A 13,346-nucleotide genomic window follows, 5' to 3' on the forward strand; every position below is an offset into this window, starting at 1 on the left:
CAATGTAAAAGGGGCGATGCATGGCACAATTTTTTCGTGCTAAAAAAACAACAGGTAAAGGGCAAGTCTTTGAAGTTTCGATTGAGTCTCTTGATCACACCGGACGCGGGGTAGCCAAGCATCAAGGCAAAGTTGGATTTATTGACGGTGCACTACCCTCAGAGCAGATTAAAGTGCGTGTACTGCAACAAAAGGCCAAGCTTTTTGAAGGGGTCGTTGAAAAGGTAGTCACACCAAGTGCTGATAGGGTAAAACCATTTTGTCCGCATTACAGCGAATGCGGCGGGTGTTCGTTGCAGCATTTAGAAAAGAGCGCGCAAATAAGCCACAAGCAGCTTGCAGTTGAGAAGCTTTTTGCAAAGTTTGCAGGTATCCAAGCATTACCTTGGCACGATGCGATTGCAAGTGAAAGCCTTCATTATCGCCGCGCAGGCAGAATCGCAACCTATTTAGACAAGAATAATAAATCCTTAAAATTAGGGTTTCGCGCTGCAAAGTCGAAAAAAATTGTCGAGGTTCAAAAGTGTGCAGTATTAAATGAAGTGTATCAAGAGGTCTTCTCTTTATTACGAGGTGCCCTCAATAGCCATTCGCAATTTAAAAGTGTTAGTCACATTCAATTATGCGAAGCGGATAACTTCCCATTTATTTTATTGCGTCATACCAAGCCAATTGAAGAAAAGGCAAAACAAATATTATCAGCGCAACTCCCTTGGCAAGTGCTTTGGGATGACGGCTCTGGAGAGGTGCATTATGACATGCTCCCAGAGTACCAAGTTGACGATATTCGCTTTCAATTTAAACTCAATAACTTTATTCAGGTGAATGCGGCAGTCAATGACGCCATGTTGGTTCAGGCAATGGGTTGGTTGCAGCTGAAGAACACCGATAGAGTATTGGATCTGTTTTGCGGGATCGGTAATTTCTCATTGTTGATGGCAAAACGAGCAAAGCAAATAATTGGTGTTGAAGGGGTTGCTTCTTCTGTTGCAATGGCCACTCAAAATGCGCACACTAATGGCATCGATAATGCTCAGTTTTTCCAGTTTGACTTGACCCAAGATATGGCGTCAGCAGCTTGGTTTAACAAAGAGTTTAATACGTTGGTGTTAGACCCTTCCCGCACTGGTGCTTATGAAGTACTCAAGCAGTTACCGCTTGCACAGTTTGAACAGGTTCTCTACGTGTCTTGTGACCCTGTTACGTTGGCAAGAGACAGTGCACAAATAGTTGAAGCTGGATTTACAGTGAGCCAAATCGCCTTGATGAATATGTTTCCACACACGGGGCATATTGAAACTATGGCGTTGTTCCAAAGGAGGTAGTCAAATATGGTCGCGACTCGCCAATCTCATCACGCAAAACTCCCCGCAGACTTTGATGCGCGGCTGGCATTACTCAACTTGTCAGAAGATAAGATTCTTCGGCTCAATGAAGCGTATGCATTATGCCCCGAGGAAGCCGATGCTGATCTGCTCGAGAAGGCCATTGAGATTGTGGAGATTTTGGCTGAGCTTAATTTTGATGCCGAATCTCTCGCAAGTGCTTTTTTGACACCTTACTTTATTGCTGAGCAGCTAGATTTTGAAGCCGTTGAACAATCACTGGGTGAAAACATTTCGCTGCTTTTAAAGGGCGTCGATCAAATGGCGTCAATCAGTACGCTGGCACACCAAAGCAAGGGCAATGTACAAATTGACAAAATTCGTCGCATGTTGCTCGCTATGGTTGAAGATGTTCGTGCCGTGGTGATCAAACTGGCTGAGCAAATTTGCTACTTACGCAGTGTCAAAGACGCCAGTGAAGAAGAGCGCGTTGTCGCAGCAAAAACAACCGCCAATATATTTGCCCCTTTAGCGAATCGTCTTGGTATTGGCCAGCTAAAGTGGGAGCTAGAAGATCTCTCGTTTCGATATTTGCACCCAGATAGTTATAAAACGATTGCTAAAAAGCTAGCAGATAAGCGTTTGGCCAGAGAAGCTTACATGGTCAACATGGTTGAGTCTGTTCAGCAAAAATTGGCTGACGCCAATGTTAAAGCCGAAGTATATGGTCGGCCAAAGCACATTTTTAGTATTTACAAAAAAATGGCACAGAAAAATTATGCTTTTGAGCAGCTATTTGATATTCGTGCCATGCGTATCGTCGTAGATGAAATACAAGACTGCTACGCCGCACTTGGTATTGTGCACACAAATTGGCGTCACCTGAACAAAGAGTTTGACGACTATGTTGCAACGCCAAAACAGAATGGTTACCAGTCGATCCATACAGTGGTATTTGGTCCGGAAGGAAAAACCGTGGAGATCCAGATACGTACTCAAGAAATGCATAAAGATGCTGAAATGGGTGTTGCTGCGCACTGGATGTATAAAGAAGGCGCATTACCAGGTAGAGGTTCTGGATACGAGCAAAAAATCAGTTGGCTAAGAAAGCTGCTTCAATGGCAAGAGGAAGTGGTTGATGGTAGCGAGTTTGCAGAAGAGCTCAAAAACCAAGTGGTGGAAGACAGGGTGTATGTCTTTACCCCGCGCGGTGATATTTTTGATTTACCTTTAGGGTCTACACCGCTGGATTTTGCTTACTATATTCACTCGAATGTTGGTCATCGCTGCATTGGGGCCAAAGTGTTTGGTAAAATAGTCCCATTTACCTATAAGCTTTCTACTGGCGACCAAGTTGAAATATTAACGCAGAAAAACCCGTCACCGAGCCGAGATTGGCTAAATCCTTCTTTGGGTTATATTCACTCATCGCGCGCACGAAGCAAGATACACCATTGGTTTAAACAACAAGACCGAGACAAGAATCTGCAGGCTGGTAAGGAAATTCTAGACAGTCACTTGCAAAAGTTAGACATCAGCTACAAAGAATTAGAACCTGCAATTGAGCGTTTTAACTTTAAAGAGCTTGATGATCTGATGGTCGCCATCGGCGCAGGCGACGTGCGTATTAATCAATTCTTGAATTTTATCCAAGATAAGCCAGAAGTAGAGCCACAGCTAAAACTCAGTACGCGCAAAAAACACAAGGGCGATAAAAATGGCATTGTGGTTGAGGGCGTGGGTAGTTTGCTAAGTCACGTTGCGAAATGCTGTCAGCCGGTACCGGGGGATGACATTGTAGGTTATATCACGCAAGGGCGAGGTATTGCTGTACACCGAGCTGACTGTGACGCGTTTGCGCATATCACGGAGCAACACCCTGAACGGGAAATTGCGGTCAGTTGGTCCGAAGATGTGCAGTCGTTTTACGAGATAACAATTCGTATTGAAGCGAACGATAGGCAAGGGCTAATTCGTGACATTAGTGCTGTTTTAGCCAATGAAAAAGTCAATGTGCTCAATATGAATGTGCAAACACAACATGAGAAAGGCGTGGCAATCTTTACAATGAAAATAGAAGTAGGTGATTTGTCAGCGACCAACCGATTGCTTACAAAGTTGCTGCAAACCGACGGTGTATTTGAAGCGAAAAGGCAACATTAAGGTGAACTCATGAGCCAAAATTTACAGAAGTTATTAGTCATTATGGCTAAGCTGCGAGATCCTGAAACAGGTTGTGACTGGGATAAACAACAAAGCTTTAAGAGCATTGTGCCTCATACTTTGGAAGAAGCGCATGAAGTTGCGGACGCTATTGAAAAAGAGGATTTCGTTGGTCTCAAAGACGAGCTTGGAGATTTACTATTCCAAGTTATATTTTATGCGCAGTTGGGTAAGGAGGCAGGGTTGTTTGACTTTGACGCCATTGTGGCTGGGTTGAACGAAAAACTTGTCCGCCGACACCCTCACGTTTTTGAGCAGCAAACCTTTTTGTCCGAAGAAGAGCTCGACGCGCAGTGGCAAGCGATAAAGCAAGCTGAGCGTGTGGCTGACAACAAAGACCTACAATTTGGTGCTGATATTGTGGTGAGTTTGCCTGCACTGACGCGGGCGAAGAAAATTCAAAAGCGTGCTGCATCACTGGGCTTCGATTGGCCAAGTTATCATGGTGCACTAGAAAAGGTGGAAGAAGAAGTCCAAGAAGTGAATGAGGCATTAGCCGAAGATCCTTATTCCGAACACAGCGCAGAGGAACTCGGAGATTTACTTTTTGCGACCGTAAATGTTATTCGTCACACTAAGCGGGACCCTGAACAATTATTGCGTCAGGCAAGTAATAAATTTACCAATAGGTTTGTGCAAGTAGAATCTGTACTTGCACAAGAAAATATCAAGTTAAATGAAGCTACCCTAGAGCAAATGGATGCTGCATGGGAGCACATAAAACAACAGTCTAAAACTTAAACATCATTCGCCCAATAATTTTGCTGGATTGCTAATTGGGCTTTTGCTATACTATTGCCCCGTCTTGATTCTTATTTAAATTCCATTTTCCTTGATATTTCTAGGGTTCGCATGAGTACAAAATTTATCTTCGTAACGGGCGGAGTAGTTTCCTCCTTGGGTAAAGGTATTGCAGCTGCATCATTGGCTGCGATTTTAGAGGCCCGTGGCCTTAATGTGACAATTCTTAAGCTGGATCCTTATATCAATGTTGACCCTGGCACAATGAGCCCGATTCAGCATGGTGAAGTTTTCGTAACTGAAGACGGGGCGGAGACAGACCTTGACCTTGGTCACTATGAGCGCTTTATTCGCACCAAGATGACTAGCCGTAACAACTTTACGCAAGGTCGAGTGTTTGAAGATGTACTTCGTCGTGAGCGTAAAGGTGAGTACCTTGGCGCAACTATTCAGGTTATCCCTCACATCACAAATGACATTAAGCGCCGCGTAATCGAAGGTGCTGAAGGTCACGATATTGCCATCGTAGAGATTGGTGGTACTGTTGGTGATATTGAGTCACAACCGTTCCTTGAAGCAATTCGTCAGCTAGGTACTGAGCTCGGTCGTGAACACGCATTGTTCATGCACTTAACGCTTGTTCCGTTCCTTGGCGCTGCGGGTGAAGTTAAAACTAAGCCGACACAGCACTCAGTAAAAGAGCTGCGTTCAATCGGTATTCAGCCGGATATTCTTGTATGTCGTTCTAACTGTAAGTTACCTGCAAATGAAAGAGCGAAGATCGCACTATTCACAAATGTGGAAGAAAAAGCGGTTATCTCACTGCAAGACGTTGACAGCATCTATAAGATCCCTGCGCTTCTTAAATCTCAAGAGTTGGATAACTTAGTATGTCGTCGCTTCTATTTAGATTGCCCAGAAGCGGACTTGTCTGAGTGGGAGCAGGTTTTATATCAAGAGTCTAATCCTACGGGAGAAGTGACGATTGGTATGGTTGGTAAGTACATCGAACTTCCAGATGCATATAAATCAGTGAATGAAGCGTTAAAACATGCTGGTTTAAAAAATCGTGTAACCGTGAATATCGAGTATGTCGATTCTCAGGATATCGAAAGCAAAGGTACTGAACTACTTGCTCATCTAGATGCCATTTTGGTGCCAGGTGGTTTTGGTAACCGCGGTGTTGAAGGCAAAATCCTTGCTGCACAATATGCACGTGAAAACAAAGTTCCTTACTTAGGTATTTGTTTAGGTATGCAAGTAGCATTGATTGAATATGCACGTAATGTTGCAGGCCTTGAAAGTGCAAACTCAACAGAGTTTGACGTGAATACACCAAGCCCTGTTGTAGGTTTGATCACCGAATGGCTAGATGCTGATGGTAACGTTGAAACGCGTACAGAAGAGTCTGATTTAGGCGGTACTATGCGCCTTGGTGCACAGCTGTGCCATTTAGCTGAAGGCTCAAAAGTTCGCGAAGTGTATGGCAACGCAGAAATTACTGAGCGTCACCGTCACCGTTATGAAGTGAACAATAACTTCGTAGAAAAGCTAGAGCAAGCTGGCCTTGCGTTTACTGGCCTTTCAGAAGATAAAAAGCTGGTGGAGATCATTGAAAATAAAGATCACCCTTGGTTTATTGCAGCGCAGTTCCACCCGGAATTTACTTCAACCCCGCGCGATGGTCACCCATTGTTTGAAGGGTTTGTAGGTGCAGCATTTAGCCACCAGAAAGAAAACTCTTAAATGAGAAAGCCGTGCACGAGTGCACGGCTTTTTTGTTTGCATATGTGCTAATTGCTAGCAGCATCGCTATGCAACTGAACACACATCGTCGGTTGTATAGCAATGCGAATTAAGCAGAAATAAAACACTCACCACTTTGGGAAAAGAGGAATCAAGATGTCAAAAATCGTAAAAGTGATTGGCCGTGAAGTTATGGACTCACGTGGTAACCCGACAGTTGAAGCCGACGTACATTTAGACTCTGGCGCATGGGGCCGCGCATGTGCACCATCTGGTGCATCAACAGGAACTCGCGAAGCACTTGAATTACGTGATGGTGATAAGTCTCGTTACTTAGGTAAAGGTGTACTTACAGCTGTAAACTTTGTGAACAGTGAAATTGCACAAGCACTAGAAGGTCAAAATGCGCTAGAGCAGCGTGCTGTTGACCAAGTAATGCTAGATCTAGATGGTACGGAAAACAAAGAAAAGTTAGGTGCAAACGCTATCCTAGCTGTATCTCTAGCAACAGCTAAAGCTGCGGCACAAGAGAAAGGCGTCGCACTTTACGAGCACATTGCTGACATCAACGGTACGTCAGGTCAGTTCTCTATGCCTGTACCAATGATGAATATCATCAACGGTGGTGAGCATGCTGATAATAACGTTGATATTCAGGAATTCATGGTTCAGCCTGTAGGTGCATCAAGCTTCCGCGAAGCGTTGCGCATGGGGGCAGAAATCTTCCATAGCTTGAAAAAAGTATTAAGTGCACGTGGTCTTAATACGGCTGTCGGTGATGAAGGTGGCTTTGCCCCTGACCTTAAGTCAAACGAAGAAGCGTTAGAAGTTATCGTAGAAGCGGTTGCTGCTGCGGGTTACGAAATGAACAAAGATGTGACTTTAGCATTAGACTGTGCTTCTTCTGAGTTTTACAAAGACGGTAAATATGACCTAAGCGGTGAAGGTAAAGCGTTTGACTCAGAAGGCTTTGCTGACTTCCTAGCTGATCTTGCTGCACGTTACCCAATCGTATCAATCGAAGATGGTTTAGATGAAAGCGATTGGGATGGCTGGAAAATCTTAACTGATAAAATCGGTGAGAAAGTTCAGCTAGTAGGTGACGATTTATTTGTTACTAACACTAAGATCTTAAAGCGTGGTATCGATGAGAGCATCGGTAACTCTATCTTAATCAAGTTCAACCAGATTGGTTCTCTTTCTGAGACGTTAGACGCAATTAAGATGGCGCAAGATGCAGGCTTCACTGCGGTTATTTCACACCGTTCTGGTGAGACGGAAGATGCGACAATCGCGGATCTAGCGGTGGGTACTGCGGCTGGTCAAATTAAGACTGGTTCACTTTGTCGTTCAGACCGTGTTGCTAAGTATAACCAGCTGCTTCGCATCGAAGAAGCACTTGGTGAAAAAGCAGTTTACAATGGCCGCTCTGAAATTAAAGGTCAATAATTTACTTATTGAGCTTTAAAAAAAGCCGTTGAAGTTATCTTCAGCGGCTTTTTTTACTTTGATTTACTCACAGCTTAATTTGCAAAGTGATTCATGAGGATGTTTTGCGTGAACTGGGTTTTTAGATAAAACCCTCTTGGCAATGTTTTAATGAGTCCCCCGTTTGGGCCGATAGCATCGGTCAATACCTTACTGTTTGCTGCTTTTGGACGGATTTGCATTACCTCACCTAGGTGTCCCGTGATTTCTTGAATACGGCCTAACGCGATAAGTTCAATTTGTTCCTCCCAATCTCTTCTAAGTTGGGCCTCTTGCTCTATTGAAGGCTGCCACAAAAAGCCTGTGGCTATTGTTCTGTCTACGGGGGCAATATCTCGCTCGGCCAATATAGGTAACCACAAAACATGGGTGAGTTTTTTCTTTACGCTTGATTGGTACCAATTCAAGCCAGTTAAATCAGTGAGTGGGACTATTGATACGTAAGTTGTTTCCAAGGGTTTTCCTTGATAACTAATAGGCAGCGTTTTCAACTCCACGCCAATATGCTCAAAGTCGGGTACGGGCTTTGAGCCAGCGCTTGCCCCCAGAGCATGTTCAATTAACTGGCCTGGCCAGCCTTTTTCCTTGAGTAAATCCTCTGGGCTTTTAAACTGGAACTGAGCAGCCAACTCACCAAGCGTGGTACCTGCAATCGCTTCAACGCGTTGCATTAATTCTGAAATGGAAAGTGGAGGGGGAACTCGTTGCACGTAGATTGACTCATATACCTAATTATTCTAAGCCAATATTATCAGATAAGTGACTGCATGTGGATTAAGTCCTGTTTGTGTGTTTTTTGACCTACCTGTTTTTGGTGGAAGATTAACCATTGCTGATGATGGGTGTGAATAGTGTAACGTAATGATAATAAAGGGGTTTAGTGGTTTTTTGCATTCTTATTAACAATCACCTTGGTCTTATTCTTGGATAAATACAGATATATGAACAATATTATCCACAGTTTCTGTGGAGAAGTTAGCTTTTTCACTCTCTTTTTGTGGATTTGTTTGTAAATTAGGCTCGTTAGTTAAAAGTTATGCACAAGCTGTGGGTAACTTGAGCAAAAGCGGGAATAATGTTTGCTGATGTCTCTTAGATATGGAACAATCAAGTAAAATTGATATAAGAATGAGGCGCTAAGGTGATTGATGCCGAAGGATTTCGTGCCAATGTGGGAATTGTAATATGTAACAACCAAGGGCAAGTATTTTGGGCTAGGCGTTATGGCCAGCACTCTTGGCAGTTTCCTCAAGGGGGTGTGGATGAAGGAGAAACACCTGAACAAACCATGTATCGGGAACTTCATGAAGAAGTTGGTTTACGGCCGGAAGATGTGGAGATTGTCGCGAGCTCAAAACACTGGTTGCGGTATAAATTACCAAAACGATTAATTCGTAAAGACTCTAGCCCTGTATGTATAGGGCAAAAGCAAAAATGGTTTTTACTTAAGTTAAGATGTAAAGATGAAGAAGTTGATTTGCTCAGAACGCATCATCCTGAATTTGATGATTGGCGATGGGTAAGTTATTGGTATCCGGTTAGACAGGTCGTCTCATTTAAAAGAGATGTATATCGTAGAGTGATGAAAGAGTTTGCGCCCTTTGCGATGCCCTTTAATCGCAAAGAGCATAGCCATAAAGATCATTGGCGCAGACGATAAGTAAGGAAGAAAAGTGTTAGCAACATTAAGGTCAATTGCTGAAGCAGTATCTCAACAAGATAACTTAGACGATGCATTGAACTTATTCGTTACTATGGTTAAGAATGCCATGCAGACCGAATGTTGCTCCATTTACTTTGCTGATTACAGCAAAGACAATTTTGTTCTGATGGCCAGTGATGGCCTTAATCCCAGTGCCGTAGGCCAATTTAGAATTGGTTTTACAGAAGGGCTTGTAGGGCTTGTAGCACAGCGAGAAGAGCCCATCAATATCGCTCATGCACAGAGCCATCCCCGCTTTAAGCAATCCCCAGAAGTAAATGAAGAAGGCTTCAATGCCTTTTTGTCAGTCCCCGTTGTTCATCAACGAAAAGTGATGGGCGTCATCGTTGTTCAACAGAAAAACACGCGTGTTTTTAGTGACGATGAAGAATCGTTTTTAATTACCTTATCTGCACAACTCGCTTCTCAATTGGCACATGTTGAGCTTCAAACAATACTCAAACAAGAGGCGTCTACCCATAAAACTTCAGTGCTAAAGGGGGTATCTAGTGCACCAGGAATAGCGCTTGGGCAAGCTTATGTGGTGTTACCTAAATTAGAGTTCTCAAGTATTGAATCCACAAAAAGCGACAATATTGCGGAACAAAGGCAAAAGTTTCGACAGGCAGTGGCTGCGACCCGTCAGGAGTTTCACATTTTGGCAAACTGCTTGTCTGCATCACTACCCAAAGAAGCGCTTGCCGTTTTCGAGGTCTATCAGCAGTTGCTCGATGCCAAAAGTCTGGGAGAGAAGGTAGACAAAGAGCTGGACAAAGGGTGGGACGCAAAATCTGCGCTTAAACATGTCATCGGTGAACTGATTGCGCAGTTTGAAGCGATGCAGGATCCTTATATTAAAGAGCGAGCGGTAGATGTAAAAGACTTAGGCCTAAGAGTGCTACACCACTTGGTAAGCACGGAGAGTGTGGCGCGGTCTTATCATGAGCAAACTATTCTTATTGCTGATACGCTGACCCCAGCCATGTTAGCGGAAGTGCCTAAAAGCAAACTTGTTGGGGTCGTCAGTGTACACGGCTCAGCAAATTCACATGCTTCAATATTGACCAGAGCCATGGACATACCGGCAATTTGGGGTATTGAAAATGTGCCACTGCTTCAATTTGAAGATAAACCAATTATATTGGATGCATATGCGGGCCGGGTTTACATCTCACCTTCTAAAGTGCTCACGCAAGAATATGAGGCATTAAAACTAAAAGACAGCCAGCTACATGACAAGTTTGAAGCGGAGTACGATTTGCCGCCCGTTACATTAGATGGTGAGCGGATCAGTTTGTTGCTCAACGCAGGGTTAGATCTTTCTGCCGAGTATATGAGTGCAAAATACAGCGATGGCGTTGGCCTGTATCGCACTGAGTCTTGGTTTATGCAAAGAGGACAATTTCCATCTCAAGCTGAGCAAGAGCAGTGCTATCGAGAGGTATTATCCCGATACCACCCTGAGCCTGTGGTTATGCGAACATTGGATATAGGGGGTGATAAAGTTCTTGATTATTTTGATATTGAAGAAGAAAACTCCTTTTTAGGATGGCGAGGAATACGAGTGACCTTAGACCATCCCGAGTTATTTTTAGATCAGTTGAAAGCGATGATCAAGGCGAATGCAGGTCTTGGTAATTTACAAATTATGTTACCTATGGTGAGTCATACCGAAGAAGTTGATGATGCGCTTCTGTTGTTGGAACAAGCCTACTTTGAGCTGCAAGAAGAGTGGGCAGATCAATTTTACCAAATAGACAAACCAGAAATCGGTGTAATGTTAGAAGTGCCATCTAGTTTGTTTTTATTGCCTGAATGGGCTGATAAAGTAGACTTTTGCTCTGTAGGTAGCAATGACTTAACGCAATACTTACTCGCTGTAGACAGGGCAAATGCACGTGTAGCTGAGTTGTTTGAGCCTTATCACCCAAGTGTGCTGCGCGCACTGTATAAAATTGCACGCGACTGTCAAAACTTGGAGCTCCCATTTAGCTTGTGTGGCGAGCTTGGTGGCGAGTATGAAGGGGCAATATTATTAGTGGCAATGGGCTACAGACGCTTAAGTATGAATATTTCTTCTTTAAATAAAGTTAAATGGGTACTAAGAAGACTGAAAGTAGAAGATATGGAAGCCCTACTAGAGCAATGTCTTTCTGCATCTAATGCCATTCAAGTACACCGCATGCTTAGAGAGTTTTTAATAAAGCACAAACTCGCTGAATTACTCTATACACACTCCCCAACTAAGTAGTTGAAATAAAGATATTAGTTAAATATTTTCAGATTAATCAACCCGAACAAAGCCATACACAAACTGTGTATAAGAGCTTTTTTGTATTGGCAAACGCGATGCGTTCAAGCTGGCCAGTGTCGCCATTATCTCAAAATAAGAATGTGAGTAAATTACTTGTTGCAAATATGTTTTTTTATTGAGGTGGTAGTCTCTTTGTATTAAACTGGGAACGCTTAAGTCGTATTAATTTACGGGCTATTCCAGCATTTATTTAACTCGAAATAAGGACTGCTTCACACCTGTAAACTCTAGCGTAATTGCATTCGGTATCAGTACATTACTGACTGCGTGTGGCAGCGGCAGTGGTGGCACTGATAATCCGAAACCTCCCCCCATAGTTAAAAATAAAGCGCCCCAAGTAACAGTAAGCTCCGTAAGTGGAGCTTTGCAAGGTGGCGAAGTATTATTATCAAGCTCTGCTTTGGATACAGATGGCACCGTCGAAAAGGATGAGTGGAAACAGCTTGAAGGTACTACTGTTGTATTGCGAGACAAAGATTCTGCGAGCGCATCGTTTCTTGCTCCCTATGTGCCTGAATCTGAAGTATTGAAATTCTCTCTGACAGTGACAGATGATGATGGTAGTTCAAGTACGGATGAGGTCAGTATCACGTTAAAAGCGGGAAATTTAGCCCCGACCGTCATCGCTGATGTGCCCCTAGAGATTGAAGAGCGAGAGATATTGCTGCTTTCAGCGACAGCCAATGACGAGGATGGAGAAGTTGTGTCCTTTCTTTGGGAGCATATTTCTGGGCCCTTCGATACGATAAGGGATAGCCAGCAATTACAGGCCAGCATGTCTGTACCTCCACTTACTGATGAAACGCCAGACCATACAATGGTGTTAAAGATAACGGTCACTGACGACAAAGGTGCAACAGCATTTGATACGGTATCAGTCAAGGTCATAGATGTAATTAATCGCAGACCCGAATGCCGTAGTAGGAGAAAATCTAGAGATATCAGAGGGCGGAGCTTTCACACTTGATGGCACAGAAAGTCATGCGCCTGACGGTGAAATTGTGAGTTATTTGTGGCAGCAAGTAGAAAATGGTGCACCAGCCATTGCAATCGAGACACCTGATCTGGTCAAAGTCGCCGTTTTCGGCAATCAACGCATCACCAACTTTAATGTCTTCAGCATTCTTTAAATGACCAGAAGAGATAAGGAGTGGGTGGTTTAAGGTTACTTTGATAGAGCCGCCACTTGCTGTTTTGATATGCAGAATACCATGCTCTACGTCACGTACAGATTCGCTATAAGCATCGACATCACGCACGGTGTGCGCAAGACTATCAAGCGTTGCGTCATCGCTCAATGTAACAATACGGCTAACACGGCGAGTAAACGCGTCAAAAATAGCTAGCTCACCTTCAGCAAATAGTAACTTCTGATCAGGTGTGTAGCATGAAGATAGGCAATGAATGATGCCTGTGTAACCATTGTTTGTACACGCTGGCGCTTTTGACGTAGGTGCACGCCACCAGTCGTTGAAATTACCTGGCTTGTAAAAGCTAGGGTAGTAAACGCGTGAACGTTGGTTACCCCAGTCATCATTAATATTGTAATCGTAAGTACGGTTTGAGATGTATTTACACTTCAAAGCCCATTGGTTACGACCAATACCAAGAGGTGTGCTGATAGAGTCATCTTCATGATTCTTACTGGGTCCAAAGCAAATACCATATCAGATGCTAGTAAAAGCATGCCTGAAGTTGCCAATAATTTAAGTTTCATTTTTAAAATCCTTTTTTAGTTAGTAAACAATGAACAAGGGTAATACCCGATTAAACCACCGTGATTGCTGCTCAGGGCGGGATCACACTT

General features: G+C 43.5%; 11 protein-coding genes and 1 pseudogene. 9 read left to right on the forward strand and 3 right to left on the reverse strand.

Features of this window, described 5'->3' with window-relative positions; genetic code table 11:
- Positions 1 to 20 precede the first annotated feature (20 nt).
- The 5 genes from rlmD to eno all read left to right on the forward strand — a co-directional run bounded on the left by rlmD (position 21) and on the right by eno (position 7,484).
- Positions 21 to 1,325 (forward strand): 23S rRNA (uracil(1939)-C(5))-methyltransferase RlmD, encoded by a 1,305-nt coding sequence (rlmD, locus tag N482_RS23235; protein WP_063379312.1) that lies wholly within the window; start codon positions 21 to 23, stop codon positions 1,323 to 1,325.
- A gap of 6 nt (positions 1,326 to 1,331) precedes the next feature.
- A complete protein-coding gene (gene relA / locus N482_RS23240) occupies positions 1,332 to 3,488 on the forward strand; it encodes a GTP diphosphokinase (protein WP_063379313.1) in 2,157 nt (718 codons plus the stop codon).
- A gap of 9 nt (positions 3,489 to 3,497) precedes the next feature.
- The gene (mazG, locus tag N482_RS23245) at positions 3,498 to 4,289 is read left to right on the forward strand and encodes a nucleoside triphosphate pyrophosphohydrolase (protein ID WP_063379314.1); all 792 of its coding nucleotides are present in this window, start codon (positions 3,498 to 3,500) and stop codon (positions 4,287 to 4,289) included.
- Between the two features lie 111 nt (positions 4,290 to 4,400).
- The gene (locus N482_RS23250; protein WP_063379315.1) at positions 4,401 to 6,035 is read left to right on the forward strand and encodes a CTP synthase; all 1,635 of its coding nucleotides are present in this window, start codon (positions 4,401 to 4,403) and stop codon (positions 6,033 to 6,035) included.
- Positions 6,036 to 6,191: 156 nt separating this feature from the next.
- The gene (gene eno, locus N482_RS23255; RefSeq protein ID WP_063379316.1) at positions 6,192 to 7,484 is read left to right on the forward strand and encodes a phosphopyruvate hydratase; all 1,293 of its coding nucleotides are present in this window, start codon (positions 6,192 to 6,194) and stop codon (positions 7,482 to 7,484) included.
- A 74-nt stretch (positions 7,485 to 7,558) separates the two neighbouring features.
- Here the strand turns inward: eno and mutH are convergent, their stop codons facing one another.
- Positions 7,559 to 8,233: a DNA mismatch repair endonuclease MutH gene (mutH, locus tag N482_RS23260; protein ID WP_081228211.1), complete on the reverse strand. Its 675-nt coding sequence runs from the start codon at positions 8,231 to 8,233 to the stop codon at positions 7,559 to 7,561.
- 431 nt (positions 8,234 to 8,664) lie between these two features.
- Between mutH and rppH the strand changes: the two genes are divergently transcribed.
- The 4 genes from rppH to N482_RS26190 all read left to right on the forward strand — a co-directional run bounded on the left by rppH (position 8,665) and on the right by N482_RS26190 (position 12,669).
- Complete coding sequence (gene rppH, locus N482_RS23265) at positions 8,665 to 9,183, forward strand: RNA pyrophosphohydrolase (RefSeq protein WP_023397137.1); 519 nt, start codon at positions 8,665 to 8,667, stop codon at positions 9,181 to 9,183.
- A 13-nt stretch (positions 9,184 to 9,196) separates the two neighbouring features.
- Positions 9,197 to 11,476 carry a phosphoenolpyruvate--protein phosphotransferase gene (gene ptsP, locus N482_RS23270; RefSeq protein WP_063379318.1) on the forward strand — a complete coding sequence of 760 codons (2,280 nt, stop codon included), beginning with the start codon at positions 9,197 to 9,199 and terminating at the stop codon, positions 11,474 to 11,476.
- Between the two features lie 427 nt (positions 11,477 to 11,903).
- Positions 11,904 to 12,506, forward strand: a complete 603-nt coding sequence (locus N482_RS23275) for a PKD domain-containing protein (RefSeq protein ID WP_063379319.1) — start codon at positions 11,904 to 11,906, stop codon at positions 12,504 to 12,506.
- Positions 12,478 to 12,669, forward strand: coding sequence for a hypothetical protein (locus tag N482_RS26190; RefSeq protein WP_419555069.1), 192 nt, complete (start codon positions 12,478 to 12,480; stop codon positions 12,667 to 12,669). The genes N482_RS23275 and N482_RS26190 overlap by 29 nt, the downstream gene beginning before the upstream one ends.
- Positions 12,670 to 12,741: 72 nt before the next feature.
- Here N482_RS26190 and N482_RS26195 read toward each other — a convergent pair.
- A pseudogene (locus tag N482_RS26195) lies at positions 12,742 to 13,122 on the reverse strand (cell surface protein); the annotation flags it as partial.
- Positions 13,119 to 13,256, reverse strand: coding sequence for a hypothetical protein (locus N482_RS25805; RefSeq protein ID WP_231100920.1), 138 nt, complete (start codon positions 13,254 to 13,256; stop codon positions 13,119 to 13,121). The pseudogene N482_RS26195 and the gene N482_RS25805, both read right to left, overlap by 4 nt.
- Between the last annotated feature and the right edge of the window lie 90 nt (positions 13,257 to 13,346).

This window comes from Pseudoalteromonas luteoviolacea NCIMB 1942 (genome assembly GCF_001625595.1).
Taxonomy (GTDB): Bacteria; Pseudomonadota; Gammaproteobacteria; order Enterobacterales; family Alteromonadaceae; genus Pseudoalteromonas; species Pseudoalteromonas luteoviolacea_A.